Origin of the sequence: Kitasatospora sp. NPDC088861, assembly GCF_044750105.1 — a bacterium.
GTDB lineage: Bacteria > Actinomycetota > Actinomycetes > Streptomycetales > Streptomycetaceae > Kitasatospora.
Window position 1 is genome coordinate 120,690 of sequence record NZ_JBIVJF010000004.1, and the last position, 22,974, is coordinate 143,663.

Here is a 22,974-nt window from a genome sequence, read left to right on the forward strand (position 1 = left end):
GCTCTAGCGTGGCGGCGCACCCCCGACCACCGGAGGCCGTCATGCCCACCACCGCACCGGACGCGTTCGGCTTCGCGGCCCCCTTCGACCGGACCGGGACGGGCAGCAGCAAGTGGGCCCGCGCGGGGGCGCCCGGGGTGATCGCGATGGGCCTGGCGGACATGGACCTGCCCGGACCGCCGGCTGTGGCCGCCGCGCTGGAGCACCGGGCCCGCCACCGCGCGTACGGGTACACGGTGTGCGACCCGGCCGGGCGGGCGCTGGTGGCCCGCTGGTACCGCTCGCGGCACGGCGTCGAGGTGGATCCGGACTGGGTGCTGCTGCTGCCCTGCGGCCCGCGCACCGCCCTGCGCCTGCTGCTGGAGACCGTGCGCCCGCAGGCGCCGGTGCTGTTCCCGACGCCGGAGTGGGGCGGCTTCGCCCAGCTGTGCCGGGCGGCCGGCCTCCCGTACCGGGAACTGCCCCTGACCGCCGGCCCGGACGGCTACCGGCTCCCGGACGGTCCGCTCCCCCACCCGGCCGGAGCCGTCCTGCTGAGCAGCCCGCACAACCCCTCCGCCCGGGTCTGGCCGGCCGCCGACCTGCGGGCCCTCGCCGAGCGGGCGGCGGAGGCCGGCGCGCTGCTGGTCTCGGACGAGGTGCACGGCGATCTCACCCACCCCGGGTACGTCCACCCGGTGGCGGTGGCCACCGTCGACGCGGCGCTCCGGCCCCGGGTGGTCACGCTGAACTCGGTCGGCAAGACCTTCAACTGCTCCGGCCTACCGAGCAGTTTCGCGCTCGTCCCCGATCCGGGCCTGCGCGCCCGGTTCACCGAGGTGCTGGCCGGCTTCGGCCTCTGGGAGGGCGGTCTGCTGGAGCAGACCGTCCAGCGGGCGGCGCTGGCCGAGGGCGGGCCGTGGCTGGACGCGCTGCTCGCCCACCTCGCCGCCGCCCGCGCCCGGCTCACCGGCCGGCTGGGGCCCGCCGTCCGCTCCGCGCCGCAGTCCTCCTACCTGCTCTGGCTGGACGCCGCCGCCCTGGGGCTGCCACCGGACGGGGCCCGCCGGGCGCTGCTGGAGCGCTACGGCCTGGAGGCCTCGGACGGCGCCGAGTTCGGCCCCGGCGGCCGGGGCGCGCTGCGGCTGAACTACGCCCTGCCGGGCCCGGTGCTGGACGCCGTCCTGGAGCGCCTCGACCGGCGGTGACCGAACCACCGGGCCACCCCGCCCGACGCCCCCGCACCCCTGCCCGCTGCTCCCCGACGCACCCTCCCGGAACCCGCGCCCGAGGCCCCGCCCGGCAACCCCGCGCACGTCCCGCCCGGCGCCCCCGCGCACGCCCGGAAAGCCGCCCGGATCCCCGGATTCACCCGATCGCGCCACCCCTGACCTGCAGAAACGAACGTTCACACGATATTTGCGAAGCGCCCCCGCATGCTCCGTAGCAGACTGGGCAGGGTAGTTCGGGCCGCAATCCTGACCCCGAGGATGGTAAGTCCGGTGATACCGACATCCCGCACCACTCCGCCCGACCGGCAGAGCCCCCCAGCGCCCCCGCCGGGGGTGACCCCGCTGACCGAGTCGGGGGCGCTCAGCCACGTGTCGGGCGTCTGCTTCAAGATCGGACCGCCCCGGCTGGTGGGCGTCGAGGTCGAGTGGTTCGTCCACGACGACCGATGTCCCGGCAAGCCCGTCCGACCGGAACTGGTCCACGCCGCACTGGAGTCGCTGCCACTCGGCGGCCCGGACGGAGCCTCGCTCCCCTCCGGCTCGCGGCTCACGCTCGAACCCGGCGGGCAGGTCGAGCTCAGCTCCCCGCCCGCCACCGGCCTCCTGGCCTGCGTCGAGGACACCCGACGCGATCTGACCGCCCTGCGGGCCGCCTTCGCGGCGCAGGGCCTGCGCCTCACCGGCACCGGGACGGACCCGCTGGCCCGCCCCCGCCTGATGGTCCTGGACCACCCCCGCTACCTCGCGATGGAGCGGTTCTTCGACTCCGCCGGCCCCTGGGGCCGGATCATGATGACCGGCACGGCCTCGGTGCAGGTGTGCCTGGACGCCGGCGACGCGGACGGCCCGCACGCGGTGGAGCGCCGCTGGCGACTGACCCACCTGCTCGGCCCGGTCCTGGTCGCCGCCTTCGCCAACTCCCCACTGCTGGACGGCAGGCCGACCGGTCACCGCTCCACCCGGCAGACCGTCTGGTCCCGGATGGACCCGACCCGCACGCTCGCCCCGGAGCCGGACCACGGCGACCCCCGCGAGGCCTGGGCGCAGTACGTGCTGGACGCCGAGGTGCTGTGCGTGCGCCGCCCCGAGGGGCTGCCGTGGACGGCCCCACCCGGCCTGACCTTCCGCGACTGGGTCCGCGGCGGCGGCGAACGCCCGCCCACGCTGGGCGACTTGGACTACCACCGGACCACCCTGTTCCCGCCGGTGCGCCCGCACGGCCACCTGGAGCTGCGCATGATCGACGCCCAGCCCGGGGACGGCTGGGTGGTGCCCACCGCCCTGGTGACCGCGCTGCTGGACGACGTGCCGGCCGCCGAGGCCGCGCTCGCCGCGCTGGAGCCGCTGGGCCGCCCGGACGGTCCGCGCCCGCCGCGCAGCGACGTCTGGCGCCGGGCCGCGACGCTGGCCGTCGCCGATCCCGAGCTGCGCCGCGCCGCCCTGACCTGCTTCGCCGCCGCCGACGCCGCGCTGGGCCGCCTGCCCGGCGCCAGTCGGCTGCGCGCCGCCGTCGCCGAGTTCGCCGAGCGCTACCCCGCGCGCGGCCGCTGCCCGGCCGACGACCAGCTGGACGCCCTGCGCTCCGGCACCCGACGCACTCCTCCGGAGGAGGCCGCACCATGACCGACGTCCGCCCCCCTGCCGCCCCGGCGGCGGGCACCGAGGAGTTGCGCGAGACCATCGCGGCCGAGCTGCTGGCCGCCCGCGCCCGCACCGCCGCGCTCACCGACTGCGTCGAGGACGGCGACCTCACCGCCCAGCACTCGCCGTTGATGTCCCCGCTGGTCTGGGACCTGGCGCACATCGGCAACCAGGAGGAACTCTGGCTGCTGCGCAACGTCGGCGGCCGCGACCCGATGCACCCGGAGATCGACCCGCTGTACGACGCCTTCCAGCACCCCCGGGCCGAGCGGCCGAGCCTGCCCCTGCTGGCACCCGCCGAGGCCCGGGCGTACGCGCACGAGGTGCGCGGCCGGGTGCTGGACCTGCTGGCGGCCAGTCCGCTGGAGGGGGCGCCGCTGCTGGACGCCGGGTTCGCGTTCGGGATGATCGCCCAGCACGAGCAGCAGCACGACGAGACGATGCTGATCACCCACCAGCTCCGCCCGGGGGAGCCTGCGCTGGCCGCTCCCCCGCCGCCGCCCGCCCCGGCGGACGCGGCCGCGCTGCCCGCCGAAGTGCTCGTCCCCGCAGGACCGTTCACGATGGGCACCGACACCGAGCCGTGGGCACTGGACAACGAGCGCCCCGCGCACGTGGTCGAGCTGCCCGCCTTCCTGCTGGACACCACGCCGGTCACCAACGCCGCGTACCAGCGGTTCATCGCGGACGGCGGCTACGACGAGCCGCGCTGGTGGACGCCCGAGGGCTGGGAGCACCGGCGGCGGGCCGACCTGACCGCCCCGCTGTTCTGGCGCCTGGACGGCGGCCAGTGGCTGCGGCGCCGGTTCGGCACGGTGGAGCCCGTCCCGGCGGACGAACCCGTCCTGCACGTCAGCTGGTACGAGGCGGACGCCTACGCCCGGTGGGCCGGACGGCGGCTGCCGACCGAGGCGGAGTGGGAGAAGGCGGCCCGGCACGACCCGGCGAGCGGCCGCTCCCGCCGCTACCCGTGGGGCGACCAGGCCCCCGGAGCCGAGCACGCCAACCTCGGGCAGCGACACCTGCGCCCGGCCCCGGCCGGCGGCTACCCGGCGGGCGAGTCCCCGTACGGCGTACGGCAGTTGATCGGCGACGTGTGGGAGTGGACGGCCAGCGACCTCCGCCCCTACCCCGGGTTCCGGGCCTGGCCCTACCAGGAGTACTCGGAGGTCTTCTTCGGACCGGAGTACAAGGTGCTGCGCGGCGGCTGCTTCGCGGTGGCGCCGGTCGCCTGCCGGGGCACCTTCCGCAACTGGGACTACCCCGTCCGGCGGCAGATCTTCGCCGGGTTCCGCACCGCCCGCGACCTGGAGGTGGCCTGATGTGCCGCCACCTCGCGTACCTGGGTGGGCCGGTGGCGCCACGGGAGCTGCTGGTGCACCCGCCGCACGGCCTGTACCGGCAGTCCTGGGCGCCCCGGGCGCAGCAGTACGGCACGGTCAACGCGGACGGCTTCGGCCTCGGCTGGTACGCGGACGGCGACGAGGTGCCGGCCCGCTACCGCCGGGACGGGCCGATCTGGGCGGACGCCGCGTTCGCCGACCTCGCCCGGGTGATCCGCACCCGGGTGCTGCTGGCGGCGGTCCGCTCCGCCACCGAGGGCTGCGCGGCGGGCGAGAGCGCGGCGGCGCCGTTCGCGGCCGGGCGCTGGCTGTTCAGCCACAACGGCGCGGTGGCGGGCTGGCCGGGCAAGCTGGACGCGCTGGCCGCCCTGCTCCCGCCGGCCGAGCTGCTGGAGCTGGAGGCACGCTCCGACTCGGCGCTGCTGTGGGCCCTGGTCCTGCACCGGCTGCGGGCGGGGGCCGGGCTCGGCGAGGCGCTGGCGGGCACCGTCGCGGACGTCACCGCGCACACCACCGGCCGGCTCAACCTGTTGCTCACCGACGGCCGCACGCTCGCCGCGACCGCCTGGGGCGACACCCTGCACCACCGCGACCTGCCCGGGCTCGGCACGGTGGTGGCCTCCGAGCCGTACGACGACGCTCCCGGCTGGACGGCCGTCCCGGACGGCTCGCTGGTGGTGGTCGACGAGCGCGGCGTCACCGTCCGTCAGCTCCTCGGCCGCTACTGATCCTCCACCGCCCCTTCATCTTCTGAACAGAGGACCCACCCTGTCATGGACACATTTGATCTCACCCGGCTGCTGCCCGCCGACCACTTCAGCAGCGCGCTGCGCCACGACGTGCAGCACGGCCTGACCTCCGAACCCAAGTGGCTGCCGCCGAAGTGGTTCTACGACGCGCGGGGCAGCGAGCTGTTCGAGGAGATCACCCGGCTGCCGGAGTACTACCCGACCCGCGCCGAGCGGGCCATCCTGACCGCCCGGGCCGGCGAGATCGCCGCCGCCACCGGGGCCCGCACGCTGGTCGAGCTGGGCTCCGGCTCCTCCGAGAAGACCCGGCTGCTGCTGGACGCGCTGCGCGCGCTCGGCACCCTGGAGACGTACGTCCCGGTGGACGTCAGCGAGAGCGCGCTGACCGCCGCCGGCGTCGCGCTCGCCGCCGAGTACCCCGGGCTCGCCGTGCACGGCGTGCTGGCCGACTTCACCGCCCGGCTCGGCCTGCCCCCGGAGGGCGGCCCCCGACTGGTCGCCTTCCTCGGCGGCACCCTGGGCAACCTGCTGCCCGAGGAGCGGGCGGCCTTCCTGCGCGGGCTGCGCGCCTCCCTCGACCCGGGCGACTTCCTGCTGCTCGGCACCGACCTGGTCAAGGACCCGTCGGTGCTGGTCGCCGCCTACGACGACGCGGCCGGGGTGACCGCCGAGTTCAACCTCAACGTGCTCAACGTGCTCAACCGCGAGCTGGGCGCCGACTTCGACCCGACCGCGTTCGCGCACGTCGCGCGGTGGGACCCGGATCGGGAGTGGATCGAGATGCGGCTGCGCTCGCTGCGCGCGCAGACCGTGAAGATCCCGGCGCTGAACCTGCCGGTGCACTTCGACCGGGGCGAGGAGCTGCGCACCGAGGTGTCCGCCAAGTTCCGCCGGGAGCGGGTGTCCGCCGAGCTGGCGGCGGCCGGGCTGCGGCTGAGCCACTGGTGGACGGACGAGGAGGGCCGGTTCGGGCTGTCACTGTCCGCCCCGGCGTAGGGACGGTCGGCGCAGCTGAATTTGCTTGTTCACCTTACGAATCCTCAGAGCAAAAATTGAGGTTTCCGGTGTACAAGACTTAAACGAATAAGGGTTACGATCTCGGCTACCGAGCTCAGCGTTGAGTACCAGGAGTCAAGATCGTGAGCGTCACCAAGCAGCCCTCCGGGGCGGTCGAGGCCTCAGCGCCCGGCCGCCTCGGCTTCGTCGTCTTCATCACCGCCGCCGCAGCCCTCGGCGGGTTCCTGTTCGGCTACGACAGTTCCGTGATCAACGGCGCCGTCTCCGGGATCCAGGAGAAGTTCGGCGTCGGCGACGGCGTGACCGGTCTGATCGTCTCCTCCGCCCTGCTGGGCTCGGCGATCGGCGCCGCACTGGCCGGCCGGTTCGCCGACCGCTACGGCCGCATCAAGGTCATGAAGGCGGGCGCGCTGCTGTTCGCGGTCAGCGCGATCGGCTCGATGCTCCCCTTCGCCGCCTGGGACCTCGCCTTCTGGCGCGTGCTCGGCGGCGCGGCCATCGGCATCGCCTCGGTGATCGCCCCGACCTACATCGCCGAGGTCGCGCCCACCAAGTACCGGGGCCGGCTGGCCTCCTTCCAGCAGGCCGCGATCGTGCTCGGCATCGCGATCTCCCAGCTGGTCAACTGGCTGCTGGCGAACGCGGCCGGCGGCGACACCCGCGGCCAGCTGCTCGGCCTGGAGGCCTGGCAGTGGATGCTCGGCATCTGCGTCGTCCCGGCCGCGGTCTACTTCACCCTCGCCTCGGTGATCCCCGAGTCCCCGCGCTACCTGATCCAGGCCGGCCGGCTGGACGACGCCCGCGCCGTGCTCGCCCAGGTCGAGGGCCAGGACGTCGACACCGACGCCCGGATCGCCGAGGTCCAGGGGCTGATCGCCTCCGACCACCGCCCGCGCTTCGGCGACCTGCTCGGCGGGCGCTTCGGCCTGCTGCCGATCGTCTGGGTCGGCATCGGCCTGTCGGTCTTCCAGCAGCTGGTCGGCATCAACGTGATCTTCTACTACTCGTCGATCCTGTGGCAGTCGGTCGGCATCGACCAGAGCAACTCGCTGCTGATCAGCTTCGTCGGCTCGGTCATCAACATCCTCGGCACCGTGGTCGCGATCCTGCTGGTGGACCGGATCGGCCGCAAGCCGCTCGCCCTGATCGGCTCGGCCGGCATGGCCGTCGCGCTCGGCGCGGCCGGCTGGGCGTTCTCCTCCGCCACCGGCAGCGGCGACAACGTCACGCTGCCCGACCTCCAGGGCACCGTCGCGCTGGTCGCCGCCAACGCCTTCGTGCTGTTCTTCGCGATGTCCTGGGGCGTGGTCGTCTGGGTGATGCTCGGCGAGATGTTCCCGAACCGCATCCGGGCCGCCGCGCTGTCCGTCGCCGCCTCCGCGCAGTGGATCGCCAACTGGGCGATCACCGTGTCGTTCCCGTCGATGTCGCGCTGGAACCTGTCGGCGACCTACCTGGTGTACGCGGCGTTCGCGGCGCTGTCGATCGTCTTCGTGGCGAAGTTCATGAAGGAGACCAAGGGCGTCCGGCTGGAGGACATGGGCTGATCCGACAGTCCGACCATCGGCCCCCGCACCCTAGCGCGATCATCGCGGGTGCGGGGGCCGAATCGTTCACTCCCTGCGGCGGCCCGGACACCTCCGGTACTCCTGTTCGCCAGGAGGGATGTGTCCTTGATCTTCAACCGGCTCCGCGCCCGCAGACCAGCCGCCGTCACCGCCACCGCCACCGCCGGCTGCCCGTACGCCCACACCCACGCCCACACCCACTCCCCGGCCGCGGCCCGGCCGTCGCCCACACCGTCGCCCCCGCCGTCATCCCCGCCGCCGTCCCCACCACCGTTCACCGACCCGGAGCAGGCCGCCGAGTTCATCCGCCGCTTCCATCACGAGCAGCCCGCCACCGGGGCCCCGGACACCCGGATACGGGCCGTCCTCGACGAGATCGAGCGCACCGGCAGCTACGAGCACACCCCCGCCGAACTCGCCTACGGCGCCAAGCTCGCCTGGCGCAACGCCGCCCGCTGCATCGGCCGGCTGTACTGGCGCAGTCTGGTGGTGCGCGACCTGCGCCACCTCGGCTCGGCCGACGACATCGCCGCCGAGTGCTTCGAGCACCTGCGGCTGGCCGGCAACGGCGGACGGATCCGCCCGGTGGTCTCGGTGTTCGCCCCCGACCGCCCGGGCCGCCCGGCCGCCCGCATCGTCAACCAGCAGCTGGTCCGCTACGCCGGCCACCGGGTCGGCGACGCCGTCGTCGGCGACCCGGCCGGCACCGAACTCGCCGCCCGCGCCCGCGACCTCGGCTGGAAGTGTGCCGAGGACCGCTTCGAGGTGCTGCCGCTGCTCGTCCAGGAACACCCCGGCGAGCGCCCGCACTGGTACGAGCTGCCGGACGACACCACTCTGGAGGTACCGCTCACCCACCCCGCGTACGAGTGGTTCGCCGGCCTGGGCCTGCGCTGGTACGCGGTGCCCGCGATCAGCGACATGACGCTGGAGATCGGCGGCGTCCGCTACCCGGCCGCGCCCTTCAACGGCTGGTACATGGGCACCGAGATCGGCGCCCGCAACCTCGCCGACGCCGACCGCTACGACCTGCTCGGCACCGTCGCCGAGCGCCTGGGCCTGGACACCTCCAGCGCGCGCACGCTCTGGCGCGACCGCGCGCTGATCGAACTCAACATCGCGGTGCTGCACTCCTTCCAGGAGGCCGGAGTGACGATCGCCGACCACCACACCGAGTCCGAACGCTTCCTCCGGCACGTCGCCCAGGAGAAGCGGCTCGGCCGGCCGACCCCGGCGGACTGGAGCTGGATCGTGCCCCCGGTCTCCGGCGGGCTCACGCCCGTCTACCACCGGTACTACGACCCGGTGGACCCGTCGCTGCGGCCGGCCTTCCTGCCGCGCGAGCCCTGGTGAGGCGGCGGGGGAGGAAACGGCGGAAACAGCGGAACGGGGGGAGGCCGGCGGCGGAGTCTAGGAGCGTTCGGTGAGGCGGTCGAACCGCAGGACGAGCCCGTCGAGCAGCGCTTCCAGGCCGGTCTCGAAGGCGCCCTCGTCCACCGTCCCACGATGCCCGGCCAGCCGGTGCGCCTCGCCGAGGTGCGGGTAGTCGGCCGCGTCGTACACCTCGGCGTCCGCGGGGAAGCCGGCCGCGAAGGAGGCCAGCGCCGAGCCGGTGACGAAGTAGCGCATCAGCGCGCCGATCCGGGTGGCCTGGCCGCGCGGCCAGCCGGCCTCGACCAGGTGGCCGAAGACCGCGTCGGCCAGGCGCAGCGCGTTCGGCCGGCGGCCCGGGCCCTGGGCGAGCACCGGCACGATGTTGGGGTGGGCGGCGAGGGCGGCGCGGTAGGAGCGGGCCCAGTCGCGCAGCGCGTCCGGCCAGGGCGTCGGCCTACCGCCGGGCGAGCGGTCGGGCGCGCCGTCGGGAGTGCCGAACATCGACAAGTCGACCTCGCCGATCACGCTGTCCACCACCGCGTCCAGCAGTTCGTCCTTGGTCGCGACGTGGTTGTAGAGCGAGGGACCGCTGACCGACAGTTCGGTGGCGAGGCGGCGGGTGGAGAGGGCCGCCAGGCCCTCGGCGTCGATCAGCCGCAGAGCAGCGGCGACGATGCGCTCGCGGCTGAGCAGCGGGGTGCGCGGGCGGGCCATCGGGGTGCTGCCTCCGGTTCCTCCGGTCGGGTGGGGCGGGGACCGATTCTGGCAGGCGCCCCTTCCCAGCGCGGGCCGGCCGGGGCTACAGTCCCTCCATAAAACTTGCAGCGCTAGTTTAATGGATCTGGAGCCGCCGTGAACCTGGAGCTGTCCGAGGAGCAGAGCGCCGTCCGGGACCTCGCCGCCTCCTTCACCGATCGCGAGATCGCTCCGCACGCCGCCGCGTGGGACCGCGCCGAGTCCGTCGACCGCGCGATCATCGGCAAACTGGCCGGGCTCGGCTTCCTCGGCCTCACCATCCCCGAGGAGTACGGCGGCAGCGGTGGCGACCACCTCGCGTACTGCCTGGTCCTGGAGGAGCTCGGCCGCGGCGACTCGGCCGTCCGCGGCATCGTCTCGGTCACGCTCGGCCTGGTCGCCAAGTCCGTCAACGGCCACGGGACTCAGGAACAGAAGCGGCACTGGCTCCCCCGGCTCACCTCGGGCGAGTCGCTCGGCTGCTTCGCGCTCACCGAACCCGGCACCGGCTCCGACGCGGCCAACCTCAGCACCCGTGCCGTCCGGGACGGCGACGACTGGCTGATCAGCGGCGCCAAGATGTTCATCACCAACGGCACCTGGGCCGACGTCGCCCTGGTCTTCGCCCGCACCGGCGGCGACGACCCCGACCGGCAGGGCCACAAGGGCATCACCGCTTTCCTGGTGCCCACCGACCTGCCCGGCTTCACCCGCACCGAGATCCACGGCAAGCTCGGCCTGCGCGGCCAGGCCACCGCCGAACTCGCCCTCGACCGGGTCCGGGTGCCCGACAGCGCACGGCTCGGCGAGGTCGACAAGGGGTTCCGGGTGGCGATGTCCGCGCTCGCCAAGGGCCGGATGTCGGTCGCGGCGGGCTGCGTCGGCATCGCCCGTGCCTGCCTGGAGGCCGCCGTCCGCTACGCCGGCGAGCGCGAGCAGTTCGGCCGCCCGATCGCCTCGCACCAGCTCGTCCAGGAACTGCTGGCCGGCATCGCCGTCGACGTCGAGGCCGCCCGGCTGCTCACCTGGAAGGTCGCCGACCACATCGAACGCGGCCTGCCGTTCGCCACCGAGTCCTCCGTCGCCAAGCTCTACGCGAGCGAGGCCGCCGTCCGGGCCGCCAACAACGCGCTCCAGGTGTTCGGCGGCTACGGCTTCATCGACGAGTACCCGGTCGGCAAGTACCTGCGCGACGCGCGGGTCATGACCCTCTACGAGGGCACCAGCCAGATCCACCAGTTGCTCATCGGCCGCGCCCTCACTGGGGTCAACGCCTTCTGACCAGCCCGTTCATCCCATCCGATCAGCCAGGACGGGTCAATCGGACCACCCGGACCGTCCTGACCACCCGGACCGTCCTGACTGCTCGGATCACCCCGACTGCTCAGATCACTCGGATCACTGAGATCACTCGGATTCAACCGGATAGGAGCCCGACGACGTGCGTCCCGTCTACTTCGCCGCAGCCCGCCGCACACCCATTGGCCGGCTGCGCGGAGCGCTCGCCACGGTCCGCCCGGACGACCTCTCGGCCACCGTGCTGCGCGCCCTGCTCGCCGACGTCCCCGCCCTCGACCCCGCCCGCATCGACGACGTCTACTGGGGCGCCGCCAACCAGGCCGGCGAGGACAACCGCAACGCCGCCAGGATGGCCGTCCTGCTGGCCGGCCTGCCGGAGACCGTCCCCGGCGCCACCGTCAACCGGCTCTGCGCCTCCGGGCTGGAGGCCGTCACCCTCGCCGCCCGGGCCATCGGCTCCGGCGAGGCCGACGTCGTCCTGGCCGGCGGCTGCGAGTCGATGACCCGCGCCCCCTTCGTCCTCCCCCGCCCCGACGAGGCCCTCCCGCACCGGATCGAGACCTACGACACCCGGCTCGGCTGGCGGCTCACCAACCCCCGGATGGCCGAACTGCACGGCGTGCTCAGCATGGGCGAGACCGCCGAGGAGGTGGCCGGCCGGTACGGCATCGGGCGGGAACGCCAGGACGCCTTCGCGCTGCGCAGCCACCAACGGGCCGCCGCCGCCCGCAAGGACGGCCACTTCGACGCCGAGCTGATCCCGGTCGAACGGCCCGACGGCGTGATGGTCAGCCAGGACGAGGGCATCCGCGAGGACACCAGCCTGGAGAAGCTCACCCGCCTCAAGCCCGCCTTTCGCCCCGGCGGCACCGTCACGGCCGGCAACGCCTCGCCGATGAACGACGGCGCGGCCGGGCTGCTCCTGGTCGGCGAGGAGGCGCTGCGCGACCTCGGGTTGCGCCCGCTCGGCCGGTACGTCGCCGGCGCCTCCGTCGGGGTGCACCCCGACGTGATGGGCATCGGCCCGGTGCCGGCCACCCGCAAGGTGCTCGGCCGGGCCGGCTGGTCGCTGGCCGACCTCGACACCGCCGAGCTCAACGAGGCCTTCGCCGCCCAGGCCCTGGCCTCCGCTGACGGCATCGGATTCACCCCCGAACAGGCCGACGAACTGGTCAACCCGAGCGGCGGGGCGATCGCGCTCGGCCACCCGCTGGGCGGCTCCGGCGCGCGCATCCTCACCACCCTGCTGCACCGGATGCGCCGCACCGACGCCCGGCGCGGCCTCGCCACCATGTGTGTGGGGGTCGGTCAGGGCACCGCCGTCCTCGTCGAGAACGTTGACTGAGTGCGCGCCCGCGTTCGCGCTCGCGTTCACGTCCGGGTTCGAGTTCACGTCCGAGTTCGAGTTCACGTCCGAGTTCGAGTTCACGTCCGAGTTCGAGTTCACGTCTGAGTTCACGTCCGAGTTCAAGGGAGCACCGGGAATGACTGAAGTAGCCGCAGTGGCCGAAGTGACGGGCCTGGCGGGCAGGTTCGCGGGGAGGGTCGCCGTCGTGACCGGCGCCGCGCAGGGCATCGGCGCGGCCACCGCCCACCGGCTCGCCGAGGAGGGCGCGGCCGTCGCCGTCGTCGACCTCACCGCCGAACGGGCCGCCGGGACGGTCGCGGCGATCACCGCCAAGGGCGGCACCGCACGGGCGTACGGCTGCGACGTGGCCGACTACGACGCCGTCGAGGCGGTGTTCGCGCAGGTCGCGGCGGACCTCGGTGGGGTGCACATCCTGGTGAACAACGCCGGGATCACCCGGGACAACCTGTTCTTCAAGATGCCGAAGGCCGACTGGGACGCGGTCCTGACCGTCAATCTGACCAGCGCGTACAACTGCAGCCACGTCGCGCAGAAGTACATGGTGGCGCAGAAGTACGGGAAGATCGTCTCGCTCAGCTCGCGCTCCGCCCTCGGCAACCGGGGACAGGCCAACTACGCGGCCGCCAAGGCCGGCATCCAGGGGCTCACCGCGACCCTCGCGATCGAGCTGGGGCCGTTCAACATCAACGTCAACGCCGTCGCCCCCGGGTACGTCGCCACCGCGATGACCGCGGCCACCGCCGAGCGGGTCGGCAGCACGGCCGAGGACCAGCAGGCGGAGGTCTCCGCCCGGACCCCGCTGCGCCGGGTGGGACAGCCGGAGGAGATCGCGTCCGTGGTCGCCTTCCTGGCCAGCGAGGACGCCTCGTACGTCAGCGGGCAGACGCTGTACGTCAACGGCGGGGCGCGGTAGGTCTAGCCCGGGCGGGGACCTTCAAGGACTCTTCAGCATTAGTACGATAATACTGACGTAGCGTCACATGACCGTCCCGGGCGTGGGGTTACCTTCACCTGGGACGGCCTTTACCTTTTCGCGTGGCCGAGCATGACCATGCCTCTGATCAGGCGACCCCACCAAATGACTATGGCATGATCATGCGGCAGTCGATGGGATGGCCGGACCGACCCGACCGGACCAGGTCGGGCCCTGCGCCCCAAGGAGTCCCATGGGCAGCCCCGCCCCCCTTCGCCGTGCCCTGGCTCTGCTCGCCGTCGGGGCCACCGCCCTCACGGCCGGCACCATCGCCGTCCCGGCGGTCGGCGCCGCGACCGCCGCCCCCGCGCACGACCTCACGGGCGTCCACGTCCGCCCCGCCTCCTTCGGGCACCACAACGCCCAGGGCCGCACCGCCCCGCTGACCACCACCCAGTGCGTCAGCCAGATCGGCATCCACTGCTACTCGCCGCTGCAGTACCGGAACGCCTACAACCTGAACCCGTTGTACCAGGAGGGCATCACCGGCAAGGGCCGCACGATCGTCATCGTCGACTCCTTCGGCTCGCCGACCATCCAGCACGACCTGGAGGTCTTCGACAAGCAGTGGGGCATCCAGGACACCAACGTCGAGGTGGTCAAGTGGGGCAACGGCCCCGCCTTCGACCCCAAGAACCCCGACCACACCGGCTGGGCCGGCGAGACCACGCTGGACGTCGAGTACGCCCACGCCATCGCCCCCGACGCGCACATCGTCCTGGTCGAGACCGGTGTCGCCGAGACCGAGGGCACCACCGGCCTGCCCGAGATGATGGACGCCGAGAAGGCCCTCATCAAGGCCGGTCGCGGCGACGTCATCTCGCAGAGCTTCGGCGCCACCGAGAACACCTTCCCGGGCTACGACAAGGGCGACTTCAAGTCGCTCACCGACCTGCGCTACGCCTTCCAGGCCGCCGCCGACCACAACGTCACCGTGCTCGCCGCCTCCGGCGACAACGGCGCCACCGACTCGCAGGCCAACGGCACCGACCTGTACCCGTACAAGGTCAACTCCTGGCCGTCCTCCGACCCGCTGGTCACCTCCATCGGCGGCACCCAGCTCACCCTGGACGACAACGGCGCGCGCACCGCGCCCGACAAGGTGTGGCACGACAAGTCCGGCGCCGGCGGCGGTGGCGTCTCCGGCATCTTCGAGCGCCCGTGGTACCAGGCCAGCGTCGCCAACGTCACCGGCAACCACCGCGGCACGCCCGACATCAGCATGAGCGCGGCCGTCGACGGCGGTGCCTGGACCTACGAGTCCTACGACCCGACCTCCGTCGGCTGGCACCTCACCGGCGGCACCAGCGAGGCCACCCCGCTGTTCTCCGGCGTCGTCGCCCTCGCCGACCAGCTCGCCGGCCACCGCCTCGGCCAGCTCAACTGGCGCCTGTACGGGCTCAACCTGCTCCCGAGCGCGTGGAGCGGCATCACGGACGTGAAGGAGGGCGACAACTCCTGGGGCAGCGTCACCGGCTACACCGCCACCGAGGGCTACGACCTCTCCAGCGGCCTCGGCACCATCGACGGTGCGAAGTTCGTCCACGCCATCGCCGGTCGCTGACGGGCCGCAGTGAGTAGCAGGTAACAACTAACAGCGAACAGATAACAGATTTCGAAATCTGTTATCTGTTCGCTGTTCTCTGTCATCTGTTCGCGGCCAGGTACCGGTCGTCCGGCCCAGCCGCGCGCGGCGCGAAGGGTCAGACGCGGTCCGCCGGGGCGGAAGCAGGCGTCGCGGCGGGCTCCGGGGCGGCGGCCAGTTGGGCGAGGTAGCGCTCGGCGGCGCGGAGCTTGCGGCCGTCGGGGCCCGGGAGGTAGGCGCGGAGCTCGATGATCTCCGGGGCGATCCGAAGGGCCGCCGCACGATCGGGGACAGAGCGCCAGCAGGCCTCGGCGTTGGTGGCCGCCTGTTGGGTCTCCGGGTGGTCCGGTCCCTGCGAACGGAGCAGCGCCAGGGCCACCTCGCGGTAGATGTCCGCGGCCTCGGCCGACCGGCCCGCGAGACGGCACACGTGCGCCCGGACCTGGCGCACCTGGAGGACCGGTTCGGAGACGGCGCCGTGCTCGGCGATCGCCTCCAGTTCGAGGGCGAAGGCGAGTTCGGTGGCGGCGCCGTGCTCTCCGGCGTCCGCGCTGCGGACGATCCGGCCGATGGCCTCCCGGTAGTCGGCACGCGGCTGACCGGACACCGGAGCGTCGACGGGCACCGCATCGGCAGGTACCTCGTCCGCCGGGACGGGGTCCGCCGGGGCCTCCGCCACCGGGACCGCGTCCACGGGGGCCTCGCCCACGGGGGCCTCGTCGTCGGTCGGGGCCGTGCCGTCCGGCGCTTCCGCCGTCGGCACCGCGTCGGCGGGGGCCTCGTCCACCGGAGGGGCCTGCGCCGGGACGGCGTCCTGCGGTTCCGCCGTCAGCGTGGCGGCGTCCGCCGGTGCCTGCTCCGGCTCCCGCTCCGACTCCGGCTCCATCTCCGGCTGCTGGGGCTTGGCCAGCGTCACGCCTGCGGACGGCTCGACAACCTCGGGCGTCGCGTCCGCCGGAGCGGGCTTGTGCAGGGTCACGCCGGCCGGACCGGCCGGCTGCCCCTTCAGCAGGCTGACCGGGCGGGCCGGCCTCGGCGGGGTGGGCGGCACGCCGGGCTTGACCAGGCTCACCGGACCGGCCTCGGCCGTGGGAGCGGGGGAGGCCGACGGCGGCGGAGCCGTGGGCGCCACGGGCGGTTCGACGACGGCGTCCTGTGACTCCGCCCGGCCCGGCACCGGCGGCACCGACAGCGCGGGCGGCCCGGACGACACCACATCGGCGCGCACGGCATCGACCGGCACCGCATCGACCGGCGGCACCGCGTCGGCCGACGCCGACACGTCGGCCGGCGGACCGTCGCCACGGCGGGCGGTGTTGCGGAAGACCGGGCGGTCCGGGGCGTGCGTGGCCAGGATGACGACGTCCGGCCGCAGCACCGAGTACACCTGCTGCCGCAGTTGCTCGGGCGCGAGCACGTCGCCCGCGCCGGGGCGGCCGCCGTGCAGCGCCTCGATCAGGGCGCGGGTGAAGGTGCCGATCTGCTCCGGGTCCGGGCTGACGACCGCCCAGAGCGGGATGCCCTCGCTGAGCGGCGAGGCGGCGCCCTGGAGGTACGGCCAGGCGTTCTGGTCGGCACTGAGGTCGGCGACGACGAGGGTCTGCCACTCGGCCGGGCGGTGGCTCAGCTCGGCGGCGACGGCCTGCCAGGGCAGGCCGTCCTGCTTGGAGTCGCGCAGGGTGAGCTGGAGCTGTCCGCCGCGCTTGTCGGCGACCACGTGACCGCCCAAGTGGACGAGCAGCGGCCCCGGATGGCGGGACGCGGCGCGCAGGTGGGCGAGGACGGTGTGCGGGTCACTGGCGCCGGGGAGGTGGACGGCGTCCACCGCGTCCGCGGCGAGCAGCACCTGCGGTGAGACGGCCGCGAGCATCGCGGACAGCACCGACGCCTGGGCGGGACCGCCCCGACCCCAGGTGCGGCGCCCGGAGTTGCCGTACCCGCCCTCGACGACCAGGATCCGTCCGCGCGGCGCCGCCCCCAGTCCGCCCGTACCGGGAGCGCTCACGCCCGGGGCCGGGAAGGACAGCGGCGTGGCCGTGGACGGCAGCGCGCCCACGGCGGGCATGCCGGTGACGGTCCATCCGGTGGGCGCGGTCGGCGGCGGGCCCGGCACCGCGGCCGGAGCCGTCGGCGGGGCTGCCGGAGCGGACGGCGGGAGCGGGGGCACGGGCGGCGGCTCGTAGAGCGCGGCGGGCCCGGGCGGGTGCTCCTCAGCCGGGGTGCGCGGCGGCGGTACGGCGTCCCAGGGGCCCGAGTCCGCTGCCGGTTCGGGGCCTCCGGGGACAGCTGTCGTCTCCGCCATCTTCTGGTCACCGCCCACCCCGCCGCTTCGCGGCGTCTGATGCCCTTGCTGGGTGGTGCCTACCACCACTCCCGTCGCGCCACCCTACGAGATCCCGGCACACCCGATCCAGGCCGGGTCTCCGATCGGCGCGCCACGCGGCCCGCTATCGTGCCGTCATGGCAGGCCCCGGTACACCTCTCCTGTTCCTCGACGTCGACGGACCACTCATCCCCTTCGGCGCGCCGCCCCCTGGCGGCTACCCCGTCTTCCGCGGCGACTCCGCCGCCGCACCCGGTCCGGGCGTCAACCCCCTGCTGGCCCGCGTCGATCCGGCACTCGGCGGGTGCCTGCTGAGCCTGCCGTGCGAACTGGTGTGGGCGACGACGTGGATGTCCGATGCGAACGAGTGCCTCTCCCCCTGGCTCGGACTGCCGCAACTACCCATCGTGGACTGGCCGGTGGCGGAAGGCGACGAACCGGCCGGCCTGCACGGGAAGACCCGCGCGCTGGTCACCCGAGCTGCCGGCCGCCCGTTCGTCTGGGTGGACGACGAGATCACCGCCACCGACCGCCGCTGGATCGCGGCCCACTCGCCCGCCCCCGCACTCCTCCACCGCGTCGACCCCCAACGCGGCCTCACCGCAGCCGACTTCGCCACCCTGGACGCCTGGTTGCGCGCACTACCGACTCGACGCGCCCTGGACTCCCCGACCATCTAGACTCCCGGACCGTGGACTTCGCCGCCGGACCGCCCCTGCCCTGGCACCTGACGCTGGACGGCGGGGCGGTGGTCGAGCTGTGGGCGGACGGGTACGGCGTCGAGGGCGGGGCGTACGTCTTCAGCGTGCTCGCCCGGGCCACCGTGGCGGAGCAGGGGCAGGTCGACGTCGTCGCCCGGACGCCGGCGGACCCGACCCGGGTGGGTGTGACGGTGGCCCGCGTCCCGGTCGCCGCCGTCTGGGACGTCCACACCGCCACCGAACGCACCGTCGACGGCCGGTGCGTCTGCCCGACCTGACCGACCCCACCGGCCCTGCCCTGCATGCCGCTGCCCGGTCACCCCGAGGGGCGGCCGGGCAGCGGCATGCAGGGGACGTCAGGAACCGGCCAGCAGATCGCGGAGCAGGGCGACGGTGTCGGCGTCCAGGTCACGGCCGGTGCGGCGGCTGAGCGCGTCGAGACGGTTGACGGCGCGCAGGAGTTGGTCGCGGGCGCCGGCCGAGGCGTAGGCGTAGAAGAGGTCCCGGTGCAGGAGTTCGACGTCCGGGGCGACGGCGAGGCCGCGGAAGACGGCGGCCTCGGCGCTGCGGTGGTCGCCGTACTGCAGGCGGCGGGCGGCCAGTTCGTGGGCGGTGTCGACGATCGCCGCGATCATGTCCTGGCGTTCGGCCTCGGCCCAGCCGTAGGAGGCGGGCGGGGCCTCGGCGAACGGGGCGCCGCGCACCAGGGCCAGGGCGTGGGCGAGGGCGGCGTCGGCGGTGGCGCTGGTGCTGCGCATGCCGCGCCGGTAGAGGCTGCGGAACTCGTCCCAGTCGCAGGTGACGACCGGGGTGAAGGAGTAGCCGTCGGTGGTGTCGGTCGGCAGGAAGGCGCGGCCCTCGGGCGAGGTGCCGAACCAGGCGGCCAGGTCGGCGAGTTTGCCGGGGAGCGGGCTCTTGGCGTCGGCCGCGGTGGGGTGCGGGTCGAGGTGGGCGGCGCCGGGGTGGAGGTCGTGGTCGAGGGCGTGGTGGTCGGCGCCGGGCCGCAGCGCGAGGTAGACGGCGAGTTCGGTGAGCCGGGACAGCGCGCCGGGTTCGGCGGCACCGAGGGCTCCGGCGACGTCGACCGGGCCGAGCAGGCGGATCCGGGGGGCGTTGCGGGCGGCGTGCGCCTCCGGGGAGCGCAGGATGGCGAGCAGGTCGTCGCTGTCGCTGCGCCCGGGGGTGGTCTGGGCGACCGGGGCGGCGGCGGGGCCGGGCTCGGATCCGGGTTCGAGCCCGGGCTCGGCGTAGGAATCGGCCTGGGAGCCGGCTTCGGCCGGGGCCCCGGCTTCGGTGCCGGGCACGAGGTCGGGCGAGGGCTCCGGCCGGGACGGGACGCGCGGGTCGACGCCGGAGGGCGCGGGCGCGGGCTGGTGGACCGGGGCCGGCTCGACGGGCGGCGGCGGCACGACCGGCTGGACGGACTGGACGGCGGGCACGGACGGCACGGACGGCACGGGCTGGACGGACGGCACGGCGAGGACCGCCGCGGGGGCTTGCTGCGGTGCCTCCGCCGCGTCCCCCGCCACCGCGTCCGGGCGGCGCAGGTCCCGGGTGGCCTCGTCCGCTGCCTCGTCCGCGGCCTCGTCAACGACCTGACCGACCACGAGCTCTTCCTCGGTCCCGATCCCGCTCCCGGTACCGGCTCCGCTCCCGACCTCGACCTCGACCTCGGTCTCGACCTCGGTCTCGGTCTCGGCGGAGGCGGCCTGCCGCCCCTGTCCGTTGACCGCGTACCGCCCCGGCCCGGCCGGAGGGGCCGGCACCGGCGTCGCCGGGTCGGTGCCCGCGAACGGGCTGGCGCCGGTGCCGATGACCCGGGCGAGCAGCCGGGGCCCGGCGGCCGTGTCCGTACCGCCCTGCACGCCGGCCGCGGGGGCCCCGACGGCGGCCAGTACGGGTACGGCGGCGGGCAGTTCGGCCGTGTCGGCGTCGTCGTCCGCGTCGGGGTCGAGGCCGGGACCGTCCAGGGTCCAGGCGGGGGCCGGGTGCTGGGTGAGATCGTCGGCGGCGCGGAGCAGTTCGGCGACCTGGTCGTACTGCTGGTCGCTGAGCCGCTGGAGTTCGACGGTGAGGTGCAGGCCGGGGATGGCCGCCTGGCCGGTGGCCGGGAGGGTCCAGCGGGCGACCGGGCCGGTACCGCGTTCGGGGGCACGGGTGATGACGGCGACGCAGGTGCGCGGCCGGGCGTCGAGCAGGCGGCCGAGTTCGGCGGGGACCTCGCCGCCGGGCTGCTGGGCGCAGAGCACGATCTCGGGGGTCCAGGACTCGTCGGCCTGGCCTCGGCTGCGGGCGTCGCGCGGGCTGGCGGCCTCGGCGGCGACCAGCGTGGCGCGGGCCTTGGCGGTGCGCGGGCCGAGGGCGGCGAGCGCGGCCTCCAGGGTGGGGTGGCGGTGGATGCGTTCGGCGGCCGGGCCGCTGATCGGCACCTCCTCGGCGAGGTCGACCAGGTGCAGGTGGAGCCGGTCGGCGAGCGGGCTGTGCGCGAGTTCGATGGCGAGGGTGCGCAGGATGTCGCGGGCGTCGTCGGGGTGGCCGGAGAGGTGGAGCAGCCGGACGGCCTCCAGGTCGGCGAGGACGACCGAGCCGTCGGGCGAGGTGCCGAGGGTGACCAGGGCGGGGTAGGGCGCGGCGGTCTTGCGGGCCTGGGCGGCGCTGAGCAGGTCGCCGGAGTCGAGGCTGCACCACCAGACGTTGGCGGCGTGCGCGGCACGGAACGGCGCGATCGGGGTGGCCGGGCCGGAGAGGTGCAGTTCGATGGTGTGGCCGGGGGTGATCCGGGCGGCGACGATGGCGGGCAGGCGCTTGCCGCCGCGCACGGTGTTGCGGGCCATGGTGCGCAGGGCGCGGTCGAGCAGGTCGAGGCCCGCGTCGTCCTGACGGGCCCTGAGCTCGTTCTCGAAGGCGGCGGCCTCGGCGTCGGGCATGGTGATGCGGTGCCGGGGGCGGCGGGCGCGCAGCTGGGTGCCGCGCTTGTGCGCGACGGTGCCGACCATGACGGCGGCGAGCAGGACACCGACGGTGGAGGCGGTGAGGGCGATGGAGTAGTCGTCGCCGGCGGCCGGTTCGGCGTGCGCGGCGGGGGCAGGCGCATGGGTGGGCGCGTGGGTGGGCGCCGGGGTGACGGGATTGGACGCGGCCGGGGTCGGCGCGGCCTGGGTCGGCGCGGGGGCGGGGGTGGCGGGCGCCTGATCGGCCGGCGGCTGGCCGGTCGACGGCGCCGACTGCGGCGCCGGAGCGGGAGCGGGAGCGGGCTCGGACGAAGGAGCAGGCGAAGGAGCAGGCGCGGGAGCGGCGGCCCCCGGCACCGTGAGCACCATCCCGGGCACCAGCACGTCCGGATCGGTCAGCCGTTCCCCGTCCGGCGCCTGGGCGCCCTTGTTCGCCTCGAACAGCTTCGGCCACGCCTCGGCGTCCCCCAACTCCCTTTGGGCGATGGCGGACAGGCTGTCCCCGCCCTGGACGGTCACCGTCGCATGCCCGCCCGCACCCGGCTCCGTCCCGGCCTGCGGCACCTGGGCCGACCCGGCACCGGGAGCGGGAGCGGGGGCGGGGGCGGGGGCGGGGGCAGGCTCGGACGAAGGAGCGGGCGCAGGAGCGGGCGCGGGCGCCGACCCGTCCGCCTTCGCGTCCCCCGGCATCAGCAGCGCCCACCCCGGCTGGATCGGCCGGTCGGCGTCGAAGCGGATGCCGGAATCGTCCATCACCCGGCCGTCGTTGAGCTTGGCGATATCCACCCACCGTTCACCGGAGCCCAGTTGGCGTTCGGCGATGGACCACAGGCTGTCGGCGGGCCGACTGTCCCGCACGGTGTACGTGGGGTTCTGCTCGGCGGCGGGCGCCAGGGCGGGCGCGGCCTGGGCGGCGGGCAGGGCGGCGCGCTGCACGCCGGCCGCCAACTGCGCGGGGGCGGTGGCGGTGTGGGCCGGGGTGGCGGCGAAGGCCGAGCCGGCGACCGGCATCAGCGCGAACACCGAGCCGACCAGGCCGGCCGCCATCCGCTGGCTCCAGCCGAAGGCGGGGATGCGGCGGGCGATCCGGCCGCGCAGCTGCGCGGGGATCTCCAGCAGGACGGAGAGCGCGAAGCAGGCCCAGGCGAGCCAGCCGACCACGACCAGCAGCCAGAGGAACAGCCGTCCGTCGTCCGGGCCGGTGAGCGCCTGGCCGACGCCCTCCGGCGCGACGTCGCCCATCGCGGCGACCGCACGGGTGCCGTAGAGCAGCAGCGCGGGGACACCGAGCAGCAGGGCGAGCAGGGTGACCAGCGCGGCGAGCGCGGCGATCAGGGCTGCGCCGCGGCCGCGCCCGCGCGGTGGGCGGGGCGCCGGGGCGGCGGGGCGGCCCGCGGCCCGGTGTCCGGTGTGGGCCCGGCCGTCGGCGCCCCGGGCCTGGTCCTTGGCGCCGGGGCTCCGGCCCTTGGCGGTTCGAGCCCGGCCCGGGGCGGTTCGGGCCTGGTCCTTGGCACGTGGCGCGGCCATCAGTCGGTCTCCGCTTTCTCGACTCCGTGGACGAGGGTCGCACTGCCCTTGCCCGTTACCTTCCGCTCCCCGAGCGCGCCCAGCAGGACGGGCCGGTAGTCGGCCCGCACGGTGACGGTGACGACCTTGCCGTCGCCGGAGAACTCGACCTCGCCCGCCTGAAGGCCGTACAGGGCCAGGTAGGCGTCGGCGGCCTGCCGAACGTAGTCCTGCTGGACCTTGAAGCCCTTCCCCTGGAGGACGGCGGCCTGGTCGAGCTGCTGTCCGCCGACCCGCGCGGCCTCCTGGGCGTAGGCGTCGGTGCGTTCGGCGACCCGCAACCGGCCGCCGGCGTCGATCACCAGGGCGATGACGAGCACGACGTAGGCCGCGCAGATCGCCACGAAGAGGGCGACCGCGCCCCGGTCGGAGCGGCGCCGGCGCCGCGCCCTGACAGGCACTCCCATCCCCCCTGCCCCTCCCGCCCCTCGTCCTCCCCACCGGCCCCCACCGGGCGCCGGCCGGTCCCGTCGCGTCATCCCCCGTGCGCTCTCCGCTTGCGTCTCCCCCGCGCGGGCCGTCCCCAATCCCCCGTCGTGGCCCGTGTCCCGCCGGGTGCCGCCCCGGGT

At 74.7% G+C, this 22,974-nt stretch carries 17 protein-coding genes; 13 read left to right on the forward strand and 4 right to left on the reverse strand.

Translation table 11 applies throughout. The features are described from left to right. The first annotated feature begins 41 nt into the window (after window positions 1-41). The 7 genes from ACIP37_RS09760 (at window position 42) to ACIP37_RS09790 (ending at window position 8,882) form a co-directional block, all read left to right on the forward strand. A complete protein-coding gene (locus ACIP37_RS09760) occupies window positions 42-1,187 on the forward strand; it encodes an aminotransferase class I/II-fold pyridoxal phosphate-dependent enzyme (protein ID WP_363630630.1) in 1,146 nt (381 codons plus the stop codon). 357 nt (window positions 1,188-1,544) lie between these two features. Then, a complete protein-coding gene (gene egtA, locus ACIP37_RS09765) occupies window positions 1,545-2,834 on the forward strand; it encodes an ergothioneine biosynthesis glutamate--cysteine ligase EgtA (protein ID WP_400805081.1) in 1,290 nt (429 codons plus the stop codon). Then, window positions 2,831-4,174, forward strand: a complete 1,344-nt coding sequence (egtB, locus tag ACIP37_RS09770; protein WP_363579144.1) for an ergothioneine biosynthesis protein EgtB — start codon at window positions 2,831-2,833, stop codon at window positions 4,172-4,174. The genes egtA and egtB overlap by 4 nt, the downstream gene beginning before the upstream one ends. After that, window positions 4,174-4,923 carry an ergothioneine biosynthesis protein EgtC gene (gene egtC, locus ACIP37_RS09775; RefSeq protein WP_400805079.1) on the forward strand — a complete coding sequence of 250 codons (750 nt, stop codon included), beginning with the start codon at window positions 4,174-4,176 and terminating at the stop codon, window positions 4,921-4,923. The genes egtB and egtC overlap by 1 nt, the downstream gene beginning before the upstream one ends. A gap of 45 nt (window positions 4,924-4,968) precedes the next feature. Next, window positions 4,969-5,940 carry an L-histidine N(alpha)-methyltransferase gene (gene egtD / locus ACIP37_RS09780; RefSeq protein ID WP_363579148.1) on the forward strand — a complete coding sequence of 324 codons (972 nt, stop codon included), beginning with the start codon at window positions 4,969-4,971 and terminating at the stop codon, window positions 5,938-5,940. A gap of 143 nt (window positions 5,941-6,083) precedes the next feature. Next, complete coding sequence (locus tag ACIP37_RS09785) at window positions 6,084-7,508, forward strand: sugar porter family MFS transporter (RefSeq protein ID WP_363579150.1); 1,425 nt, start codon at window positions 6,084-6,086, stop codon at window positions 7,506-7,508. A gap of 126 nt (window positions 7,509-7,634) precedes the next feature. After that, the gene (locus ACIP37_RS09790; RefSeq protein WP_400843695.1) at window positions 7,635-8,882 is read left to right on the forward strand and encodes a nitric oxide synthase oxygenase; all 1,248 of its coding nucleotides are present in this window, start codon (window positions 7,635-7,637) and stop codon (window positions 8,880-8,882) included. Between the two features lie 57 nt (window positions 8,883-8,939). Here the strand turns inward: ACIP37_RS09790 and ACIP37_RS09795 are convergent, their stop codons facing one another. Then, a complete protein-coding gene (locus ACIP37_RS09795) occupies window positions 8,940-9,617 on the reverse strand; it encodes a TetR/AcrR family transcriptional regulator (protein ID WP_363579153.1) in 678 nt (225 codons plus the stop codon). A 138-nt stretch (window positions 9,618-9,755) separates the two neighbouring features. Here ACIP37_RS09795 and ACIP37_RS09800 point away from each other — a divergent pair, with 138 nt between their 5' ends. From ACIP37_RS09800 to ACIP37_RS09815, 4 genes are all read left to right on the forward strand, one after another. After that, the gene (locus tag ACIP37_RS09800) at window positions 9,756-10,919 is read left to right on the forward strand and encodes an acyl-CoA dehydrogenase family protein (RefSeq protein WP_400805076.1); all 1,164 of its coding nucleotides are present in this window, start codon (window positions 9,756-9,758) and stop codon (window positions 10,917-10,919) included. Window positions 10,920-11,079: 160 nt separating this feature from the next. Then, window positions 11,080-12,282 carry an acetyl-CoA C-acyltransferase gene (locus ACIP37_RS09805; RefSeq protein WP_363579157.1) on the forward strand — a complete coding sequence of 401 codons (1,203 nt, stop codon included), beginning with the start codon at window positions 11,080-11,082 and terminating at the stop codon, window positions 12,280-12,282. 139 nt (window positions 12,283-12,421) lie between these two features. Beyond that, on the forward strand, window positions 12,422-13,219 hold the full coding sequence (gene fabG / locus ACIP37_RS09810) for a 3-oxoacyl-ACP reductase FabG (protein WP_363579158.1): 798 nt from the start codon (window positions 12,422-12,424) through the stop codon (window positions 13,217-13,219). Between the two features lie 253 nt (window positions 13,220-13,472). Beyond that, a complete protein-coding gene (locus ACIP37_RS09815) occupies window positions 13,473-14,843 on the forward strand; it encodes a S8 family serine peptidase (protein ID WP_400805072.1) in 1,371 nt (456 codons plus the stop codon). Window positions 14,844-14,982: 139 nt separating this feature from the next. Here the strand turns inward: ACIP37_RS09815 and ACIP37_RS09820 are convergent, their stop codons facing one another. Further along, window positions 14,983-17,166 (reverse strand): hypothetical protein, encoded by a 2,184-nt coding sequence (locus ACIP37_RS09820; protein ID WP_400843583.1) that lies wholly within the window; start codon window positions 17,164-17,166, stop codon window positions 14,983-14,985. 158 nt (window positions 17,167-17,324) lie between these two features. On the opposite strand from ACIP37_RS09820, the gene ACIP37_RS09825 reads away from it, so the two are divergent. Together ACIP37_RS09825 and ACIP37_RS09830 are read left to right on the forward strand one after the other, a co-directional pair. Beyond that, the gene (locus ACIP37_RS09825; RefSeq protein WP_400805068.1) at window positions 17,325-17,867 is read left to right on the forward strand and encodes an HAD domain-containing protein; all 543 of its coding nucleotides are present in this window, start codon (window positions 17,325-17,327) and stop codon (window positions 17,865-17,867) included. An 11-nt stretch (window positions 17,868-17,878) separates the two neighbouring features. Beyond that, window positions 17,879-18,166, forward strand: coding sequence for a hypothetical protein (locus ACIP37_RS09830; RefSeq protein ID WP_400805066.1), 288 nt, complete (start codon window positions 17,879-17,881; stop codon window positions 18,164-18,166). 78 nt (window positions 18,167-18,244) lie between these two features. Here the strand turns inward: ACIP37_RS09830 and ACIP37_RS09835 are convergent, their stop codons facing one another. Further along, window positions 18,245-22,366 (reverse strand): LysM peptidoglycan-binding domain-containing protein, encoded by a 4,122-nt coding sequence (locus tag ACIP37_RS09835; protein WP_400805064.1) that lies wholly within the window; start codon window positions 22,364-22,366, stop codon window positions 18,245-18,247. Next, window positions 22,366-22,812, reverse strand: coding sequence for a hypothetical protein (locus tag ACIP37_RS09840; protein ID WP_363579169.1), 447 nt, complete (start codon window positions 22,810-22,812; stop codon window positions 22,366-22,368). The genes ACIP37_RS09835 and ACIP37_RS09840 overlap by 1 nt, the downstream gene beginning before the upstream one ends. Window positions 22,813-22,974 lie beyond the last annotated feature (162 nt).

Excerpts from the sequence above, each read along its gene's own strand:
- ACIP37_RS09795 (WP_363579153.1), bottom strand. The coding sequence starts at position 9,617 with ATGGCCCGCCCGCGCACCCCGCTGCTCAGCCGCGAGCGCATCGTCGCC.
- ACIP37_RS09820 (WP_400843583.1), bottom strand. The coding sequence starts at position 17,166 with ATGGCGGAGACGACAGCTGTCCCCGGAGGCCCCGAACCGGCAGCGGAC.
- egtD (WP_363579148.1), top strand. The coding sequence starts at position 4,969 with ATGGACACATTTGATCTCACCCGGCTGCTGCCCGCCGACCACTTCAGC.
- ACIP37_RS09815 (WP_400805072.1), top strand. The coding sequence starts at position 13,473 with ATGGGCAGCCCCGCCCCCCTTCGCCGTGCCCTGGCTCTGCTCGCCGTC.
- egtC (WP_400805079.1), top strand. The coding sequence starts at position 4,174 with ATGTGCCGCCACCTCGCGTACCTGGGTGGGCCGGTGGCGCCACGGGAG.
- egtB (WP_363579144.1), top strand. The coding sequence starts at position 2,831 with ATGACCGACGTCCGCCCCCCTGCCGCCCCGGCGGCGGGCACCGAGGAG.
- ACIP37_RS09825 (WP_400805068.1), top strand. The coding sequence starts at position 17,325 with ATGGCAGGCCCCGGTACACCTCTCCTGTTCCTCGACGTCGACGGACCA.
- ACIP37_RS09760 (WP_363630630.1), top strand. The coding sequence starts at position 42 with ATGCCCACCACCGCACCGGACGCGTTCGGCTTCGCGGCCCCCTTCGAC.
- fabG (WP_363579158.1), top strand. The coding sequence starts at position 12,422 with ATGACTGAAGTAGCCGCAGTGGCCGAAGTGACGGGCCTGGCGGGCAGG.
- ACIP37_RS09840 (WP_363579169.1), bottom strand. The coding sequence starts at position 22,812 with ATGGGAGTGCCTGTCAGGGCGCGGCGCCGGCGCCGCTCCGACCGGGGC.
- ACIP37_RS09835 (WP_400805064.1), bottom strand. The coding sequence starts at position 22,366 with ATGGCCGCGCCACGTGCCAAGGACCAGGCCCGAACCGCCCCGGGCCGG.